Source organism: Streptomyces sp. VRA16 Mangrove soil, from assembly GCF_017377775.1.
Taxonomy (GTDB): domain Bacteria; phylum Actinomycetota; class Actinomycetes; order Streptomycetales; family Streptomycetaceae; genus Streptomyces.
The window spans coordinates 224,394-242,885 of the sequence record NZ_JAFVLN010000007.1; the positions used below are offsets into that span (position 1 = coordinate 224,394).

The window sequence follows — 18,492 nt, forward strand, 5'->3', positions numbered from 1 at the left end:
GATCCCGCTGCACGGCCTCACCGGCGACGCGGGCCCGTGGCGGCACGCCGGGCACGCCCGGACCCTGGCCGCTGCCGGGCGGCGCGCGAGCATGCCGGACTTCCGCGGGCACGGGTCGAGCGAAGGCCGACGGACGCGGCGGCCCACCCGCAGGACGTGCCGAGAGCCTGTGACCGGCCCCCTGTCCGCGCGGCGGCATCCGGTGCGTGCGCCGCGGCCCTGGCCGGGTTCCTGATCGTGTGACCCGCCCCACTTTCCCGGTTGTGCCCGGACGGGGCCGGGCATGCGCTTGTCCGGAGCGGCCGAGCCGATGACCGATCAGGCCCAGTGATCAGTTCGTGAGCGGGACATCTCACGATCCGATACGGCTGGGGCGGAATTCGGCCGCTCGTTAGACTGAGCCGACCGCCATGCATGCGCATGCGCGGTGACAGACGGACTGAGCGAGGAGCGCACGTGGGCCTTGTCGTGCAGAAGTACGGAGGCTCCTCCGTTGCAGATGCCGAGGGCATCAAGCGGGTCGCCAAGCGCATCGTCGACGCCAAGAAGAACGGCAACCAGGTGGTTGTCGTGGTGTCCGCGATGGGCGACACGACGGATGAGTTGATCGATCTCGCCGAGCAGGTATCTCCGATTCCTGCCGGGCGTGAGTTCGACATGCTGCTGACCGCCGGAGAGCGGATCTCCATGGCCCTGCTGGCCATGGCGATCAAAAACCTGGGCCACGAGGCCCAGTCGTTCACGGGCAGTCAGGCCGGTGTCATCACCGACTCGGTCCACAACAAAGCCCGGATCATCGACGTCACGCCCGGCCGTATCCGGGAGTCCCTGGACAAGGGCAACATCGCGATCGTCGCCGGTTTCCAGGGTGTCTCGCAGGACAAGAAGGACATCACCACGCTCGGCCGCGGTGGGTCCGACACGACCGCGGTCGCCCTTGCCGCCGCGCTCGACGCCGAGGTCTGCGAGATCTACACGGACGTCGACGGTGTGTTCACCGCCGACCCGCGCGTCGTGAAGAAGGCGCGGAAGATCGACTGGATCTCCTTCGAGGACATGCTGGAGCTCGCGAGCTCCGGCTCGAAGGTGCTGCTCCACCGCTGTGTGGAGTACGCCCGCCGTTACAACATCCCGATCCACGTGCGGTCTTCGTTCAGCGGGCTGCAGGGGACCTGGGTCAGCAACGAACCGCTCGTGAAGCAGCAAGGGGACGAACCCGTGGAGCAGGCGATCATCTCCGGTGTCGCGCACGACACCTCCGAGGCGAAGGTCACCGTCGTCGGCGTTCCGGACAAGCCGGGCGAGGCCGCGAAGATCTTCCGGGCCGTCGCGGACGCCGAGATCAACCTCGACATGATCGTCCAGAACGTCTCGGCCGCCTCGACCGGGCTGACGGACATCTCCTTCACGCTCCCCAAGACCGAGGGCCGCAAGGCCATCGACGCCCTGGAGAAGCAGAAGGCGAACGTCGGCTTCGAGTCGCTGCGCTACGACGACCAGATCGCCAAGATCTCGCTCGTGGGCGCCGGTATGAAGACGAACCCGGGTGTCACGGCCGGGTTCTTCGAGGCGCTCACCGACGCGGGCGTCAACATCGAGCTCATCTCGACGTCGGAGATCCGGATCTCCGTCGTCACGCGCGCCGATGACGTCAACGAGGCCGTGCGCGCCGTGCACTCCGCCTTCGGGCTCGACTCGGACTCCGACGAGGCCGTGGTCTACGGAGGCACCGGCCGCTGATGGGCGCTCCTTCAGGGGCCACCCCTGTGCGGCGTCCGACGCTCGCGGTCGTGGGAGCGACCGGGAGCGTCGGCGCCGTTCTGCTCCAGCTGCTCTCGCAGCGGGCGGACATCTGGGGCGAGATCCGGCTGATCGCCTCGCCCCGCTCGGCCGGGCGCAAGCTCACCGTGCGCGGCGAGGAGACCGAGGTCCTCGCCCTGGAGGAGTCCGCGCTCGACGGGGTCGACGTCGCCATGTTCGACGTGCCCGACGACGTGGCCGCCCGGTGGGCGCCGATCGCCGCCGCCAAGGGCGCCGTGGTCGTCGACAACTCGGCCGCCTTCCGGATGGACGACGACGTGCCGCTCGTCGTCCCCGAGATCAATCCGCACGCCGCCCGCGTGCGGCCGCGCGGCATCATCGCGAGCCCCAACTGCACGACCCTGTCGATGATCGTGGCCGTCGGCGCGCTGCACGCCGAGTTCGGCCTGCGCGAGCTGGTCGTCTCCTCGTACCAGGCGGTGAGCGGGGCCGGCCGGGCCGGCATCGAGACGCTGCGCGCGCAACTGGCGCTCGTCGCGGGTACGGAGCTGGGGACGAGCCCCGGTGACGTGCGGCGGGTCGTCGGCGACCGGACGGGGCCCTTCCCCGAGCCGGTCGCGCTGAACGTCGTGCCGTGGGCCGGTTCGCTCGCCGACGAGGGCTTCTCCTCGGAGGAGATGAACGTGCGGGACGAGTCCCGCAAGATCCTCGGGCTGCCCGGGCTGAAGGCGGCGGTGACCTGTGTCCGGGTGCCCGTCGTCACGACGCACTCGCTGACCGTCCACGCCCGCTTCCAGAGCGAGGTCACCGTGGACCGGGCGCGGGAGATCATCGCGACCGCCCCCGGTGTGGTGCTCTTCGACAACCCGGCGGCGGGCGAGTTCCCGACGCCCGCCGACGCGGTGGGCACCGATCCGACGTGGGTGGGCCGGGTGCGCCGCTCGCTCGACGATCCGACCGGCCTTGAACTCTTCGTGTGCGGGGACAACCTGCGCAAGGGGGCCGCTCTGAACACCGCGCAGATCGCCGAACTGGTCGCCGCGGAGTTCACCGGCGCCTAACTGGTCACCCAGGTCCGCACAGCGGGTCGCCATGTCCGTATATGGGAGGCCCCGGTGTGTCCGGTCTTCGGGCGGCCTCTTCCCATATCCGGATCGCCTCGTAGGATCTGTGGAGGTTCTGTGGATGTGACGCTGGTCCATACCACTTGAACCGAGACCACAGCGCGTTCAAAGATTCCCTCCTCGTCCTGCAACCGCACGCAGGGCGGGGAGCGTCTTTGCGGGGGCCTTCGGAGGTGTTGTCTCGCAGAGCGCAGATCAGGGCGTAGGGGAAGAGCAGGTACGCATGTCGGCATATGGCGCGTCGCCATCGGGGACGGTGGCGAAGTCTGTCGCAAATGGGGCGCCGGACGCGTACAACCCTGATGGGGGGAAGCGTGTCCAACAGACGTGGCAGAGGTACTGGACTTCACAGCGGTGCAGGCGAGGGGCGCAGCCGCCCTACGCCCACCCCTTGCGCCCCTGGGCGCACGCCGCCCCCGCGGGGGCGCGCCCGGCGGCATGCCGGTGATCGCCCCCATGCCCGCGCGCATACCGGCGCAACTGCAGGGCGCTGACGACACGATGGCGGCCGGCACCACAGTCGATCACCTCACCGAGACGTATCGCGCCCACTACCGCTCCCTGCTCGGGCTCGCGGCGCTGCTCCTCGACGACACGGCCTCCTGCGAGGACGTCGTCCAGGAGGCCTTCATACGCGTCCACTCGGCGCGCAAGAGGGTGCGCGACCCCGAGAAGACGCTCGCGTATCTGCGTCAGACCGTCGTGAACCTGTCGCGGTCCACGCTGCGGCGGCGCATCCTCGGCCTGAAGCTGCTCACCAAGCCGATGCCGGACATGGCGAGCGCGGAGGAGGGCGCGTACGACCTGCTGGAGCGCGACGCCCTGAAGAAGGCGCTCAAGGGGCTGCAGCGACGCCAGCGCGAGGTCCTGGTCCTGCGCTACTTCGCGGACATGACCGAGGCTCAGGTGGCCGAGGCGCTCGGGATATCCCTGGGATCGGTGAAGGCGTACGGTTCACGAGGCATCGCGGCCCTCCGCGTCGCCATGGAGGAGCCGGCATGAGCCCTGCACGCGGCGGCCCCGAGGAGTGGTTCGGGGCGTACAGGCAGGACGACGCGCAGGACACGCGCGCCACGCGCGACACGTACGACGAGCAGTACACGCAGGACGAACACGCTGGGAATGCAACTGTGAACGACGGACCCCGTCGTCCGGCCGATGCGGCGGCCGGAGACGAGAGCGGCCCCGAGACCCCGGGCAGCAATGGTGTCGGCACTGGGCTCGGTGACGACGAGCTGGCGTTGCGGCGGATGATGCGGCAGGCCGTCGCGGAGATCGGGCCCCCCGACAGCACGGACGCGGTCCTCGATCACCTGCGTCGTGCGGTGCCCGCCCGGCGGGCCCGCAAGCGGCAGGCCACCGTGGGTGCCATCGCCGCCGGCGTCTTCGTCGCGATGGCGGTGCCCGCGGTGCTGCACGTGACCAACTCGGGAGCCTCCGGCGACCGGCCCTCCATCGCCGGCAACAGCACGGCGACGCAGGGGAGCGACGCGGGAAAATCCTCCGGCGCCGCAGGTAAGGACTCGGCCGGCTCCCCCTCGCAGTCGAAGGGCAAGGACGAGGACGGGAAGAAGGGCAAGAAGGGCGACCAGGGCAAGGGGGCGAGCGCCGGCGCGAGTGCCGGCACCGACACCGGGTCCACGGCCGCCGCGTCCTCCCCGACCTGCGACGCCAACGAGCTGGGCACACCGGTGACCAGCGTCGGCACCCCCGATGCCAACGGCACGGTCTACGGCTCCTTCACCGTCCCCAACACCTCCGGCTCCAACTGCACGGTCGACAGCCCCGGCAGCGTCGTCACCATCGCGCAGGGCGCGGCCGACCCGACCAAGGTGAGCGTCGTCGACCACACCTCGGGCGACCAGGCGAGCGGCCTGCCCGACCCGTCGACCGAGCCGAGCCAGCTGGTCCTGGAGCCCGGCAAGTCGTACGTGGTGCGGTTCGCCTGGGTGCCGTCCGCGCCGTGCACGCCCTCCGGCGGCGACGGCGGCGGCGGGAGCGGTGGCACCGGCGGCGGCGAGGCATCGCCCTCTCCGTCGGCGAGCGGGGACACGACGCCCACGACCGGCGACACCACCGATGCGTCGCAGCTGTCCACGCAGTTGGGGTCGGACGGGTCCGACACCGGCAGCGTGGTCGTGTCGCACACGGCGGAGCCCGGAGCGCCGTCCGCCGCCGCCACGATCCCGGACGCGTGCGCGGGGACGGTCTACACGACGGGGCTGCTGCCCGCGTCGTGATCGCCCGGGGCCGTTCCCCTCAGGCGGTCTCCTCCGTGAGGCCGAGCTCCGCGTCGCGGATCGCCTCCGCCTCGCGGCGGACCAGGCGGAACCACATGAAGACGACGAAGCCCGCGAAGACGAACCACTCGCCGGTGTAGCCGAGGTTCTGGAACGCCTTGAGGTCGAGGCCGCTGCCCGACGGGGTGGTGGCCGGAACCGCCGTCATCGTCCCGTCGGCCTTGTCGAGGGTGATCCAGGCGTCGTAGACGTCGTAGGGCACCACGTTCACCAGCGACGCCGCGCTGATCATGCCGATCTGCCCGGAGGGCAGACCGCCCGCCGCCGTCACCCCGTTCGCCCCCTGCGACTCGGACGCCTGGAGCGCCCCGGTCACCGTGACCTCGCCCCGGGGCGCGGCCGGTGTCTTCGCCGCGGAGGCCGAACCGGGCAGCCAGCCGCGGACCACCGGCAGCGCCTTGTCCGTGCCGTCGACCTTCAGCAGCGTGACGACGTAGAAGCCGTCGCGCCCGTCCACCTCGCGGTGCGGCACCACGAGCTGCTTGCCGTAGCGGCCGGTCGCCGTGGCCCGCTTGCCGGAGGTCTCGGTGGAGACCGGCAGCAGCGAGGCGAGCGGCGCGGCCGCCGTCTTCTTGTTGCTCTGCGTCTGCTCCGTCGCGGACCGGTGGTCCTGCACCCGGTCCTCGAAACGGCTCAGCTGCCACGAGCCCATGAAGACGCAGAACGGGATGGCCAGCAGCACGAAGAGGTTGATCCCCAGCCAGCGCGGGGTCAGCAGGAACCGGTACACGCCTTCCACGGTACGGGTCCGATATAAAGCCGCTTCCCGCGACCCCCGGCACGGCCGCCCCTCGGCTACTGCGGCGGCAGGTGCCGTCTCGCGAAGTCGAGTTCGAGCGCGACCTGCTTGATGCGCTCGTCGACGACGAGGGAGCCGTGCCCCGCCTCGTACCGGTACACCTCGTGCACCGCGTCGCGCGCCGCGAGCCGGTCCACGTAGTTGTCGATCTGGCGGATCGGGCAGCGCGGGTCGTTGAGCCCCGCCGAGATGTACACCGGCGCCTTCACGTCGTCGACGTACGTCAGCGGGGACGACGCCGCGAAACGGTCCGGCACCTCCTCGGGGGAGCCGCCGAAGAGGGTACGGTCGAGGGCCTTGAGGGCCTCCATCTCGTCCTCGTAGGCCGTCACGTAGTCCGCGACCGGCACCGCGGCGAGGCCCACCGCCCACGAGCCCGGCTGGGTGCCCAGGCCGAGCAGGGTGAGATAGCCGCCCCAGGAGCCGCCCGCGAGGACGAGCCGGTCGGGGTCCGCGAGCCCGGACGTGACCGCCCACTCCCGCACCGCCGCGATGTCCTCCAGCTCGATCAGGCCGACGCGGTGCTTGAGCGCGTCCGTCCACTCCCGCCCGTACCCGGTCGAGCCGCGGTAGTTGACCCGGACCACCGCGAACCCGTGGTCGACCCAGGCCGCCGGGCCCGCCGCGAAGGCGTCCGAGTCGTGCCAGGTCGGCCCGCCGTGGATCTCGAAGACCGTGGGCAGCGGGCCGCTCGCGCCCGCCGGCTTCTGCACGAGGGCGTGGATCCGGCCGCCGGGGCCCTCCACCCACACGTCCTCGACCGGGACGGACGCCGGGGCCCGCATGCCCGGGGGATCGAGGACGACCCCGCCCTCCCCCACTGCCTTGAGGGCGGGGGAGGTGCCCCCGGTCGAGCGCACCACCGGCGGCTCGGCCGCCGACGACCACAGGTACTCGACGCTGCCGTCCGGGCGGACCGTCGCCCCCGACACCGAGCCGACCGGGGTGTCGACCTTCGTCAGCGCGCCCGTCGCGAACTCGTAGCGCCACAGGTCGCCGCGGGCCTCGAATTCATGGGCGATCAGCAGCGCCGAGCCGTCCGGGTACCACTCCGCCGACACGTCGCCCGGCAGGTCGAGGGCGAGGTCGGTCTCCTCGCCGGAGGCGAAGTCCCACACCATCGGCTCCCAGCGGCCGCGCCGCTGGTGCCCGACCAGGAGGCGGGTGTCGCCCTCCACGGGCGCGAAGCCGAGGACCTCCAGGCCCAGCTCCTCCTGGCCGCCGCGGGTGTCGTCCAGCTCCGCGACCGTCGACCCGTCGAGCCGGACCACGCGCAGCGCCGAGTGCATCGCGTCGCCGTGCTCGGTGTGCTCGATGGCGATCAGCGTGCCGTCGTGGCTCAGGTCGCCGACGCCCGCCGACTCGCGGTGCCGGTAGATCTCCGTCGGTCCGTCACCATCGGGGCGTACGACGTGCAGGGTCGTCCCGTCCTCGTCCGTGGAGCGGCCGACCACCGCCGTGCGCCCGTCCCGGCCGATCGCGAGGCCCGCCGGGTAGGAGGGTGCGAGACCCGGCACGGCCTCGGTGTCCTCGCCGCCCGTGAACGGCTGGCGCAGCCAGATCCCGAACTCGTCCCCGTCCTTGTCGCTGAACCACCAGATCCACTCGCCGTCGGGGGAGAGCACCCCGTCCGTCGTCCCGTTCGCCCGGTCCGTCGCCTGGCGCTGGGTGCCCGTGGCTCTGTCCCACGCGTACAGCTCGTACGTCCCCGTCGCGTTCGACACGAACAGGGAGCGGTCCGGGGCGTCCTCGGCCCAGTCGGGCAGGGACACGCGCGGCGCCCGGAAGCGCTTCTCCCAGTCGGGCATGGACCCGTTGCTGTCACTCATGGCCCCATAGTGCCCGCCCGCGCCGACAATTCGCTGGCGGGTCCCCCACACCCTGTGGATAACTTCTGTCATGCCTTCCACGACCCCGCCCGCCCCCGGAGCCTGGCCCGCTCTGCGCGAGGCCAACCGCCGCCGCTGGGACGAGAGGGTTCCGCTCCATCTCGCCAGCGACTTCTACAACGTCGACTCGTTCCGGGCCGGCCAGGACGCGCTGCGTGCCTTCGAGGTCGACGAGATCGGCGCCGACGTCGCGGGCCGTTCCCTCCTCCACCTCCAGTGCCACATCGGCACGGACACCCTGTCGTGGCTGCGGCACGGCGCCGCCCGCGTCGTCGGCCTCGACTTCTCCGAGCCGGCCGTCGACGCCGCCCGCGACCTCGCCGCCGGACTCGGTATCGACCGCGACCGGGCCCTGTTCGTGGCGTCCGACGTGTACGACGCGGTGTCGGCGGTGCCCGACAAGGCGTACGACGTCGTCTACACCGGGGTGGGCGCGCTGTGCTGGCTGCACGACATCCGCGCCTGGGCCGACACGGTCGCGGCGCTGCTCGCGCCCGGCGGCTTCCTGTACCTCGCCGAGTTCCACCCGGCGTGCTGGATGCTCGACGACGAGACGGGCAGCCGGGTCGTGCGCGACTACTTCGCGCCGGACGCCTTCGAGTACGAGTCGTCCGGTACGTACACGGACTGGGAGGCGCCGACCGCGCACAACCGGGCCGCCGAGTGGCAGCACACGATGGGCGACATCGTCTCGGCACTCGCGTCGGCCGGGCTGCGCCTGGACTTCCTGCACGAGCACGACTTCACGCTGTTCGGGATGTTCGGCGGCCTGGAGGAGCGGGACGGGGTGTGCCGCTTCCCCGCGGACCGGCCGCGCGTGCCCCTCATGTACTCACTGAAGGCCACGAAGCCGTAGGTCTGGGGCCGTCGGTCTACGAGGCCCTGGGCAGCCGTATCACCGCGCGTCCGCCGTCGAGGTCCACCCGCGAGTGCGCCGGCGGCGCCCCGTCCTCCTCGTCGTCGCGCAGCACGAGCGCGCTCTGGCGCTCCTTCAGCTCACTCTGCTTGCCCGGCGAGAACGTGGCGTGCAGCTGCTCGAACCCGGTCGCCGAGATCTGGCTCTGCCGCTTGCGCCGGCCCAGCAGCCGCAGGCCCTGGTCCGTGAACGCGATCACGGTCAGCGCGATGACGAGCCCCGGCAGCGTCATGAGGACGGCTGTTCCCATGGGCCCAGTAAACCTCAGCGGGCAGGCGGCGTGACCCGGCCGGATGGTGCGTCCGAGGGGAGCGGCCGGGTCCGCCTCGCAGGTGCTCCCGCTGTGCTGAGCCTGCCGTGCGCCGACGGCGTACGAGGGGTCCCGAGGGGAGGGGGCCCGAGGGGAGGGGATGAACAGCACCGACGCAGTTCATCCGAGCGTCCCCGCGTACGGCGACGGTGAGGGGAATGTACGCCTCTGGGTGCCGCCCCGGAATACCCCGCGCATATATCTGCGGAAGTCTGCGGCTCCAGGTCCGCGATAAATTTCCTAGCGCCGCTAGACAGTCGAGTGCCGCTAGGTCTAGCGTAGTTCTTGTAGCTAGCGGCGCTAGAACGCGAAGCGGTCGGCGCCGCTCGTCCTCGTAGACCTTTCAGGGGGAGACCTCTCATGTCCGAGCACGTCAGCACCACCGCGGTCGTCGCACCGGCCGTCGTCACGCCCACCGCCGTCGCCGCCCCGCGCCGCAGGGGCCGGTTCCTCACCCGGCGCCGCGTCACCACCGGCCTCGCCGTCCTGACCGGCGCCGCCGTCTCCTACTTCGGGCTGAACTTCCTGTTCAACCCCGCCGCTCCCGACGGCTTCGGCATCGACCCGTGGCCGACCGGGAACGGCACGGGCTACTTCGCCGTGAAGGGCGTACGGGACCTGGCCGTCGCGGCCACGGTCTTCCTGCTCCTGGCCCGCGGCCAGCGCCGCACCCTCGGCTGGGTCGTCCTGATCGACGCGCTGATGCCGCTCGGTGACGCCTTCGCCGTCCTCACCCACGGCGGCTCGCTCACGACCGCGCTGAGCGTGCACGTCTCGGCGGCGAGCGTCGTGCTCCTGACGGCGTTCCTGCTGCTCACCGAGGGTTCGAGCGATGCGACCGACGGCCCGCGGACGGCGTGAAGGCGGCGCCCCGAGTGGCACGCCGGGGCCGCCCGGGTGAGGCTGACCGGGTGACCCCGGGGGCGGCGACGGGAGGCAGGTGCGATGTTCGCAGCACTCGGGCGATTCGTGGTCCGCAGGCCCTGGTGGGTGATCCTCGGCTGGGTCGTCGTGGCGGCCGCGGTGATATCCCTGGCGCCGAAACTGACCTCCAGCACCGACGAGGCGAGCTTCCTGCCCGACAGCTACGAGTCGATCAAGGCCGCCGACGTCCAGGAGTCGGAGTTCCCCCGGCAGCAGAACATCGGCGCCGTCATCGTCTTCCAGCGCTCCGACGGCAAGCGGCTCGCCGCCGCCGACTCCGCCGACGTCGTCCGCGTGTCGAGGGAGTTGGCGGCCAAGGACATCCCCGAGGTGGAGGCGGTGGTCCCCGGACAGCCGTCGCCCAACGGGCTCGTGCAGACCTCCATGGTCGCCATGCCCAAACTGACCGACCCCTCCGACACCTCCGAGCAGGACGCGGTCAAGACCCTGCGCACCGATCTCCAGCAGGAGATCAAGGGCACGGAGCTGAGCGCCGGGGTCACCGGCTCCGCCGCCACCGCCCTCGACGAGTCGGAGGCGTCCGAGCGGGCCGGGATGCTGGTCGGCGTCGGCACGATCGTCATCATCGTCGTCCTGCTCCTGCTGATCTTCCGCAGCCCGATCATCGCGCTGCTCCCCGTGGTCCTCATCGGCCTCATCTCGCCGCTCGCGACCGGCCTGATCGCCTCCGCCAACAAGGCGTTCGACATGAAGGCGGACTCCTCGATCCAGGAACTGCTCACCGTCGTCCTGTTCGGCGTCGGCACGGACTACATCCTGTTCCTGCTGTTCAGATACCGAGAGGCGCTCCGGGCCGGGGAGGACCCCAAGCGCGGCATGGTGCACGCCGTGGAACGGGTCGGGGAGGCCATCACCTCGGCGGCCGGCGCCGTCATCGTCGCCTTCGCCGCGCTCGCCCTGTCCACCCTCGGCATGCTCAAGTCGATGGGCCCGGCGCTCGCCATCGCGGTGTTCGTGACCCTGTGCGCGGGCCTCACCCTGGTCCCCGCCGTCGTCTCGCTCCTCGGCACCAAGGTCTTCTGGCCCTCCAAGTCCTGGCAGCGCGAACCGCAGGGCACCGGCTTCGCGCGGCTCGGCGGCGCCATCGCCCGCCGCCCCGCGGTGTGGGCCCTGGTCTCGGCGCTCGTCATGGGCGTGCTGGCCCTCGGCGCCCTCGACTACAAGGCCAACTTCGACTTGGCGACGTCCTCGCTGCCCAAGTCGAAGGAGTCGATGGTCGCCCTGAAGGACCTGGAGAAGGGCTTTCCCGCGGGCACCACCGACCCGACGAGCGTCTACCTGACGTCCACGACGAAGGACGCGCCGCTCACCCCGGTCACGACGGCGCGGTTCAGGAAGTCGCTGTCCGAGGTCGACGGCGTCGGTACGGTCTCCGCGGCCACCCTGAGCAAGGACGGCACGGCCGCGGCCTTCAGCGTCGTACTGGACGATCCGCCCGCGTCGGACGCGGCGATGAACACGGTCAAGGACGAGCTGCGCCCCGCCGCCCACGCGGACGCGCCCGAGGGCACACAGGCGCTGGTCGGCGGCATCACCGCGGTCTACGTCGACATCAACAAGGCGGTGGACCGCGACTACTCGGTGGTCTTCCCCGTCGCCGCACTCGCCATCATGGTCATCCTCGGACTGCTGCTGCGCAGCCTGGTGGCGCCCTGGTACCTGATGGTGTCGGTGGCGCTCGGCTTCGGCGCGACGCTCGGCGCCACGTCGTTCCTCTTCACCCGGATCGGCAGCCAGCCGGGGCTGATGTTCATGCTGCCGGTGATCATGTACTTGTTCGTGGTCGCGCTCGGCACGGACTACAACATCCTGATGGTGTCCCGGCTGCGCGAGGAGGCCCGCGAGGGCCGCGATCCGCACGACGCGGCGGGCACGGCGGTGCGCCACTCGGGGCCGACGATCGCCTCGGCGGGCGTGATCCTGGCCGGTACGTTCGCGACGCTGATGCTGGCCGGCAACTCCACCCTCTCCCAGATGGGGTTCGCGCTCTCCTTCGGCATCGTGATCGCCGCGTTCGTGATGGCGATGGTGTTCACCCCGGCGCTGACGGCCCTGATCGGGCATGCGGCGTGGTGGCCGGGGCACGGGGATCGCCGCGATTAGGGCGCCGGTTCGTCTGCCGGGTGCGGTTTCGTCGGCGGGTGCGGGTGGTGGTGGGTTGCTCGCGCAGTTCCCCGCGCCCCTGAAAGGCCTGCGGCCTTCAGGGGCGCGAGAACGGACCACCGGCCTGCACCGGACGACGCACCGACGAAGCTACGGCGCACTCATCAGCATCTTCACCACGATCCCCGTCACCCCGGCCACCCCCACCCCCACGCACCACGCCCCCGCGATCACCCGGGCCCGCATCGCCCGGTACCGCTCCTCGTACTCCCCGCGCAACGAACCGGCCCGCTCCACCGCCTCCCGCCACAACTCCCGCCGCAGCCCCAAGTGGACCTCCACATAAGCCCGTTGGACATCCTCCGCCTGCGTCTCGGTGAGCCACGGCACCCGCTCCGTGAACCGCCGGGCGGCGACCCGACCCTCGGCCCGCGCCGCCTCCACCATCAGGAAGCCCTCGATCTCCCGGATCACCGCGCACCCCGCACCAGTTCAGGCTCGGCGGCAGCGCCCCCGTGCCGCACGTCGAACGCCGGCGACTCCGAGCGGATCCGCGGCAGCGCCACGAAGTTGTGCCGCGGCGGCGGGCACGACGTCGCCCACTCCAGCGAACGCCCGTACCCCCAGGGGTCGTCGACGCCCACCGGCTCCCCGTACTGCGCGGTCCGCCACACGTTGTAGAGGAACGGCAGGAACGACATCCCCAGCACGAACGAGAAGATCGTCGAGACGGTGTTGAGCCCGGTGAGCCCCTCCACCGCCAGATAGTCCGGCACCCGGCGCAGCATCCCCCGCGCGCCCAGCCAGTGCTGCACCAGAAACGTCCCGTGGAACCCCACGAACAGCGTCCAGAACGTCACCTTCCCCAACCGCTCGTCGAGCATCTTCCCCGTGAACTTCGGCCACCAGAAATGGAATCCGGAGAACATCGCGAAGACGACCGTGCCGAAGATGACGTAATGGAAGTGCGCCACCACGAAATACGTCTCGCCGACATGGAAGTCGAGCGGCGGCGCCGCCAGGATCACCCCGGTCAGGCCGCCGAACGCGAACGTGATGAGGAATCCGATCGCGTAGAGCATCGGCGTCTCGAACGACAGCGAGCCCTGCCACATGGTGCCGATCCAGTTGAAGAACTTCACGCCCGTCGGCACCGCGATCAGGAACGTCATGAAGGAGAAGAAGGGCAGCAGCACCCCGCCCGTGACATACATGTGGTGCGCCCACACCGTCACCGACAGGCCCGCGATGGCGATCGTCGCCCCCACCAGGCCCTGGTACCCGAACATCGGCTTCCGGCTGAACACCGGGATCACCTCAGAGATGATCCCGAAGAACGGCAGCGCGATGATGTAGACCTCCGGATGCCCGAAGAACCAGAACAGGTGCTGCCACAGCAGCGCGCCCCCGTTCGCCGCGTCGAAGACGTGCGCCCCGAACTTCCGGTCCGCTTCGAGCGCGAAGAGCGCGGCGGCGAGCACGGGGAAAGCGAGCAGCACCAGGACGCCCGTCAGCAGCACGTTCCAGGTGAAGATCGGCATCCGGAACATCGTCATTCCGGGCGCGCGCAGGCACACGATCGTCGTGATGAAGTTGACCGAGCCGAGGATCGTGCCGAAGCCGGAGAAGGCCAGACCCATGATCCACATGTCGGCGCCCACGCCCGGTGAATGCACGGCGTCCGACAGCGGCGCGTACGCGAACCAGCCGAAATCCGCCGCCCCTTGAGGGGTGAGGAACCCGCCGACCGCGATCAGCGACCCGAGCAGATACAGCCAGTACGCCAGCATGTTCAGCCGCGGGAACGCGACGTCCGGCGCCCCGATCTGCAGCGGCATGATCCAGTTCGCGAACCCGGCGAACAGCGGCGTCGCGAACATCAGCAGCATGATCGTGCCGTGCATCGTGAACGCCTGGTTGAACTGCTCGTTCGACAGGATCTGCGTTCCGGGCCTGGCCAGCTCCGCGCGCATGAACAGCGCGAGCACCCCGCCCAGACAGAAGAACGCGAACGCCGTGACGAGATACAGCGTTCCGATGGTCTTGTGGTCGGTGGTGGTCAGCCACCCCACCACCTTGTGTCCCCTCATGGCTCTCATGCCCGGTACGTGTCCGCACCCGCCCCGCACGTCACGGGCCGCCCCGCCCGAAAGATCACACACCGCGCCTGTGAACATCGGGGCACAGCCGGACACCTACGGATCATGAGCACGGACGCATCACGAGCAGCGGCAGCAGTACGGGTATGAGCGACAGCAGCACCACGGACGAGGCCTTCGCGGCGGCCTACCGCGCCCACTACTGGGCGGTCAGCAGGTTCGTCGCGCGCCGTCTCGACCCCGGCGCGGCCCACGACGTCGAGGAGGTCGTCGCCGACGTGTTCTCCATAGCGTGGCGGCGCCGCGCGGAGCTGCCGCCCGAGGCGCCGCTGCCCTGGCTGTACGCCGTCGCCCGCAACTGTCTCGCCAACACCGTGCGGGGTCTGGGCCGAAGACGCCGGCTGCTCGACCGCATCGGTCACCACGAGACCGCCCATCGCCGCCAGGTCGTGCCGGGCCCCGACGCCGACGAGCCCGGCGCCTGGATCCACGAGGCGCTCGCCCGGCTGAACCCCGCCGACCAGGAGGCCCTGCGCCTGACCACCTGGGAGGAGCTCGGTGTCGACGAACTCGCCGTCGCCCTGGAGTGCTCGCGCGGCGCCGCCGCGATGCGCCTGCACCGCGCCCGGCGCCGGCTGCGCGCCGAGATCGACCGGATGAACATGACCGTGACGGCAGGAGACCACGACCGTGACTGACCATCGAGGCACGCCGGGGGCCCGCGACGGCGCCGACGAGCTGGCCCTGCTGCGCGCCGCCAACCCCGTACGCGCCGACGACCCCCGGTACGCCGACGCCCGCCCCCTGCACCACACCGCCGAACGCGCCCTGAACCAGCTCCTGCACCGGGGGCGGCGCCGGGCACGCCGGGCGCTGGTGCTGCGCGCCGAGGCCGTGGCGTGCGCGCTGGCCGCGCTGCTCGCCCTCGGCCTGTCGAACCTGGCCGCGACCCCGGCGACCGCCACACCACCGAAGAGCTGCGGCGCGACGGCCCCCGACCGCGATTGCTAGGGCGTGTTTCGAAAGTCCCGCCTGCCCCGCGACGCCTGGCACGCGCGCTCGCGGCGTTGCCGAACCGCCCGAATAGCTCCGCTATGAGGACGCTCCGGCGCCTTGCGATCGCACGCACCAGACGCCGCGGGGCCCGCCCTTCGGGCGGACGACGGGACTTTCGAAACACGCCCTAGCGCGCTCACTTCAGCCCGTGCCTGCGGGCCACCATCCGCTCGCTCGCCGCGCGCGGCAGCATCCGGCGCAGCGCGAACACCAGCGGCGCGTTGCTCCCGACCGCGTACAGCGGGCGGGGCCGCGCCGCCTCCACCGCGACGAGCACCTTCGCGGCGACCTTGTCGGCCGAGATCCCGTGCGCCTCATTGCGGTTGAGGGCGGCGAGCATGGTGTCGTACGCGGGCCTGAAGGGCGAGTCGGCGGCCACGTACTGGGTGCGCCGCTCGCTGATCCCGGTGGCGATCGAACCGGGCTCGACGGTCGTGATGCCGACCCCGTACGGCGCGTACTCCCGCCGCGCCGCGTTCGCGAACCCCTTGATCGCGGCCTTCGAGGCGACGTAGGAGGACCGGTAGGCGAGCGGGAAACTGGCCAGCATCGAGCCGACCATCACGACCCGCCCGCGCCGCCGCGCCCGCATCCCGGGCAGCACCAGCTGGCTGAGCCGCACGGCCCCGAACACGTTCAGCTGGAACAGCCGGCGCACGGCGTCCATCGGCAGTTCCTCGAAGGGGCCGCTCTGTGACTCCCCGGCGTTGTTGACGAGCACGTCCACCTCGCCGGCCGCGGCCGCGCACGCCTCGATGCTCGCCTCGTCCGACAGGTCGAGGGGGAGGTAAGTCACCCCGGGGACAGGGGAGTCGACCTTCCGCGGGTTCCTGCTGGTGCCGTACACGGTGTACCCGCGGCGCACCAGCGCGGCGGCCACCGCGGCCCCGATCCCCGACGAGGCGCCCGTCACGAGCGCGGTGCCGGTCACGCGAGGCTCCGCGCGAGGGCGCGCCCGGCGGCCCGGCCGGAGAAGATGCAGCCGCCCAGGAACGTTCCTTCGAGCGCGTTGTACCCGTGCACGCCGCCGCCGCCGAACCCGGCGACCTCCCCGGCCGCGTACAGCCCGTCGAAGACGCTGCCGTCGCTCTTCATCACCTGCGAGTCGAGGTTGGTCTCCAGGCCGCCCAGCGTCTTGCGCGTGAGCACGTGCAGCCGTACGGCGATCAGCGGGCCCTGCGCCGGGTCGAGCAGGCGGTGCGGCTTGGCGACGCGGGTGATGCGGTCGAAGAGGTACGAGCGCGCGTTGCGCACCGCCATCAGCTGGAGGTCCTTCGAGTACCCGTTGTCGATCTCGCGGTCACGGGCGACGATCTCGCGCTCGACCTGCTCGTAGTCGACGGGGGCCGAGGGGGTGAGGGCGTTCATCCCGGCGACGAGGTCCTTCAGGTTCCTGCGCACGACGAAGTCCTCGCCGTGGTCGAGGAACGCCTGGACCGGACCCGGGGCCCCCTTCTTCACCCGCTGGAGGACGAGTTTCAGGTCCTTGCCCGTGATGTCGGGGTTCTGCTCGCTGCCCGAGAGCGCGAACTCCTTCTCGACGATGGCCCGGGTCAGGATGAACCAGGTGTGGTCGTGCCCGGTTCCGGTGATGTGCTTGAGCGTGGCGAGCGTGTCGTGCCCGGGGAAGAGCGGGGCGGGCAGCCGCCTGCCCTCGGCGTCCAGCCACAGCGACGACGGGCCGGGGATGATCCGGATGCCGTGGCCCGGCCAGATCGGGTCCCAGTTCTTGATCCCCTCGGTGTAGTGCCACATGCGGTCGCGGTTGACCACGGACGCGCCCGCGCCCTCGCTGATCTCGATCATCCGCCCGTCGACGTACGCGGGCACGCCCGTCACCATCGACTCCGGCGCCTGGCCCATCCGCTCGACCGGCCAGTTCTTCCTGACCAGTTCGTGGTTGCCGCCGATGCCGCCGGAGGTGACGATCACCGCCTGCGCGCGCAGCTCGAAGCCGCCGACGGTCTCCCGGGAGGAGGCGACACCGCGCGGCTCGTCGCAGGGCGCGAGGAGCGAGCCGCGCACGCCCACGGCCGCCCCGTCCTCGACGATCAACTCGTCCACCTGGTGGCGGTACTTGAAGGTGACGAGCCCGCGCTCGGCGGCCGCCAGGACCGGCTCCCGGAAGACCCGCACCACCTCGGGGCCCGTGCCCCAGGTGAGGTGGAAGCGCGGCACGGAGTTGCCGTGCCCGGTGGCGGTCCCGGCGCCGCGCTCGGCCCAGCCGACGTTCGGGGTGACCTTCAGGCCGAGCCCGTACAGATAGTCCCGCTTCTCGCCGGCCGCGAACTTCACGTACGCCTCGGCCCACTGGCGCGGCCACCGGTCCTCGGTCTCCCGGTCGAACCCGGCCGAGCCCATCCAGTCGGCGAGCGCCAGCTCATAGCTGTCCTTGATCCCCATCCGCCGCTGCTCGGGGCTGTCGACGAGGAAGAGACCGCCGAGCGACCAGAAGGCCTGTCCGCCGAGGTTGGCGGCGTTCTCCTGGTCGACGAGCACAACTCGCTTGCCCGCGCGGGTGAGTTCGTACGTGGCGACGAGCCCGGCGAGCCCGGCCCCCACGACGATGACATCGGCGGCTGCGTCACTCACGGTTGCTCCCTCGGTGTGCTGTAGGCGTTCAGTACGTTCATGAAGAGGGCCCGGCGACGCTCCCGTACGGCGTCGTCGTCGGGCCGCAGCAGAACCTGCACGGCCGTTCCGTCGTGCACCGCGACCAGCGCGTCCCCCAGCGCCCGCTCGTCGGTGACCCGCCGCCCGAGCCGGTCGAGGGCGGCGACGAACACCGGCAGCACGGCGTCCCTGATGGCCTCCTCGCGGGCGGCCATCACCCGCCGCAGCCCCGGCGTGCGCAGGGCGTGCGCCGTGAACTCGGCGGTGATCCGGTACCAGCCGTCGTCCACGGGATTGGCCTCGATGGCCGCGCGCACGGCCGACTCGGGATCGTCCGGGTCGAGCCCGGCGAGCGCGGCGCGGATGTCTTCGAGCATCCGCGCCGACCGCTCCTCCCACAAGGCGAGGAACAGCTCGTCCAGGGACGAGAAGTTGGAGTAGAAGGCCCCGCGCGTGAAACCGGCGCGGTCACAGACCTGCTCGACGGTGGAGCGCCCGAACCCCTCCTCCGCGAACACGTCGAGCGCGGCGTCCAGCAGCCGCTGCCGGGTGCGGGCGCGCCGCTTGGTGATCATGG

17 protein-coding genes are annotated in these 18,492 nt (G+C 71.3%); 9 read left to right on the forward strand and 8 right to left on the reverse strand.

The window, feature by feature from the left end:
• The first annotated feature begins 456 nt into the window (after positions 1–456).
• The 4 genes from J3486_RS20930 to J3486_RS20945 all read left to right on the forward strand — a co-directional run bounded on the left by J3486_RS20930 (position 457) and on the right by J3486_RS20945 (position 5,125).
• The gene (locus tag J3486_RS20930) at positions 457–1,740 is read left to right on the forward strand and encodes an aspartate kinase (RefSeq protein WP_207822359.1); all 1,284 of its coding nucleotides are present in this window, start codon (positions 457–459) and stop codon (positions 1,738–1,740) included.
• Complete coding sequence (locus tag J3486_RS20935; protein ID WP_207822361.1) at positions 1,740–2,822, forward strand: aspartate-semialdehyde dehydrogenase; 1,083 nt, start codon at positions 1,740–1,742, stop codon at positions 2,820–2,822. The genes J3486_RS20930 and J3486_RS20935 overlap by 1 nt, the downstream gene beginning before the upstream one ends.
• A 390-nt stretch (positions 2,823–3,212) precedes the next feature.
• On the forward strand, positions 3,213–3,887 hold the full coding sequence (locus tag J3486_RS20940) for a SigE family RNA polymerase sigma factor (RefSeq protein ID WP_207822363.1): 675 nt from the start codon (positions 3,213–3,215) through the stop codon (positions 3,885–3,887).
• Positions 3,884–5,125, forward strand: coding sequence for a hypothetical protein (locus J3486_RS20945; RefSeq protein ID WP_229378336.1), 1,242 nt, complete (start codon positions 3,884–3,886; stop codon positions 5,123–5,125). The genes J3486_RS20940 and J3486_RS20945 overlap by 4 nt, the downstream gene beginning before the upstream one ends.
• A 19-nt stretch (positions 5,126–5,144) precedes the next feature.
• Here the strand turns inward: J3486_RS20945 and J3486_RS20950 are convergent, their stop codons facing one another.
• The gene (locus J3486_RS20950) at positions 5,145–5,915 is read right to left on the reverse strand and encodes an SURF1 family protein (RefSeq protein WP_207822365.1); all 771 of its coding nucleotides are present in this window, start codon (positions 5,913–5,915) and stop codon (positions 5,145–5,147) included.
• A 65-nt stretch (positions 5,916–5,980) separates the two neighbouring features.
• On the reverse strand, positions 5,981–7,813 hold the full coding sequence (locus J3486_RS20955; protein ID WP_207822367.1) for a prolyl oligopeptidase family serine peptidase: 1,833 nt from the start codon (positions 7,811–7,813) through the stop codon (positions 5,981–5,983).
• Between the two features lie 70 nt (positions 7,814–7,883).
• On the opposite strand from J3486_RS20955, the gene J3486_RS20960 reads away from it, so the two are divergent.
• Positions 7,884–8,729: a bifunctional 2-polyprenyl-6-hydroxyphenol methylase/3-demethylubiquinol 3-O-methyltransferase UbiG gene (locus J3486_RS20960; RefSeq protein WP_207822369.1), complete on the forward strand. Its 846-nt coding sequence runs from the start codon at positions 7,884–7,886 to the stop codon at positions 8,727–8,729.
• 16 nt (positions 8,730–8,745) lie between these two features.
• Here J3486_RS20960 and J3486_RS20965 read toward each other — a convergent pair whose 3' ends face one another.
• Positions 8,746–9,039, reverse strand: coding sequence for a DUF6191 domain-containing protein (locus J3486_RS20965; RefSeq protein ID WP_207822370.1), 294 nt, complete (start codon positions 9,037–9,039; stop codon positions 8,746–8,748).
• A gap of 420 nt (positions 9,040–9,459) precedes the next feature.
• Here J3486_RS20965 and J3486_RS20970 point away from each other — a divergent pair, with 420 nt between their 5' ends.
• Positions 9,460–9,960 (forward strand): DUF4267 domain-containing protein, encoded by a 501-nt coding sequence (locus J3486_RS20970; RefSeq protein WP_207822373.1) that lies wholly within the window; start codon positions 9,460–9,462, stop codon positions 9,958–9,960.
• An 84-nt stretch (positions 9,961–10,044) separates the two neighbouring features.
• The gene (locus J3486_RS20975; protein ID WP_207822374.1) at positions 10,045–12,147 is read left to right on the forward strand and encodes an MMPL family transporter; all 2,103 of its coding nucleotides are present in this window, start codon (positions 10,045–10,047) and stop codon (positions 12,145–12,147) included.
• Positions 12,148–12,297: 150 nt separating this feature from the next.
• Here J3486_RS20975 and J3486_RS20980 read toward each other — a convergent pair whose 3' ends face one another.
• Together J3486_RS20980 and ctaD are read right to left on the reverse strand one after the other, a co-directional pair.
• Positions 12,298–12,621, reverse strand: a complete 324-nt coding sequence (locus J3486_RS20980; RefSeq protein WP_207822377.1) for a hypothetical protein — start codon at positions 12,619–12,621, stop codon at positions 12,298–12,300.
• Positions 12,618–14,246: a cytochrome c oxidase subunit I gene (gene ctaD / locus J3486_RS20985; RefSeq protein WP_207822379.1), complete on the reverse strand. Its 1,629-nt coding sequence runs from the start codon at positions 14,244–14,246 to the stop codon at positions 12,618–12,620. The genes J3486_RS20980 and ctaD overlap by 4 nt, the downstream gene beginning before the upstream one ends.
• 146 nt (positions 14,247–14,392) lie before the next feature.
• Here ctaD and J3486_RS20990 point away from each other — a divergent pair, with 146 nt between their 5' ends.
• Both J3486_RS20990 and J3486_RS20995 read left to right on the forward strand, forming a co-directional pair.
• Positions 14,393–14,944 carry an RNA polymerase sigma factor gene (locus tag J3486_RS20990; RefSeq protein WP_207822382.1) on the forward strand — a complete coding sequence of 184 codons (552 nt, stop codon included), beginning with the start codon at positions 14,393–14,395 and terminating at the stop codon, positions 14,942–14,944.
• Positions 14,937–15,257, forward strand: a complete 321-nt coding sequence (locus J3486_RS20995; protein ID WP_207822384.1) for a hypothetical protein — start codon at positions 14,937–14,939, stop codon at positions 15,255–15,257. The genes J3486_RS20990 and J3486_RS20995 overlap by 8 nt, the downstream gene beginning before the upstream one ends.
• Positions 15,258–15,438: 181 nt before the next feature.
• On the opposite strand, the gene J3486_RS21000 is transcribed toward J3486_RS20995, so the two are convergent.
• The 3 genes from J3486_RS21000 to J3486_RS21010 are packed head-to-tail and all read right to left on the reverse strand — an operon-like array spanning position 15,439 to position 18,490.
• Positions 15,439–16,233: an SDR family oxidoreductase gene (locus J3486_RS21000; protein WP_207822386.1), complete on the reverse strand. Its 795-nt coding sequence runs from the start codon at positions 16,231–16,233 to the stop codon at positions 15,439–15,441.
• Positions 16,230–17,894: an FAD-binding dehydrogenase gene (locus J3486_RS21005; protein WP_207822389.1), complete on the reverse strand. Its 1,665-nt coding sequence runs from the start codon at positions 17,892–17,894 to the stop codon at positions 16,230–16,232. The genes J3486_RS21000 and J3486_RS21005 overlap by 4 nt, the downstream gene beginning before the upstream one ends.
• Positions 17,891–18,490 carry a TetR/AcrR family transcriptional regulator gene (locus J3486_RS21010; RefSeq protein WP_207822391.1) on the reverse strand — a complete coding sequence of 200 codons (600 nt, stop codon included), beginning with the start codon at positions 18,488–18,490 and terminating at the stop codon, positions 17,891–17,893. Before J3486_RS21010 ends, J3486_RS21005 begins: the two co-directional genes overlap by 4 nt.
• Between the last annotated feature and the right edge of the window lie 2 nt (positions 18,491–18,492).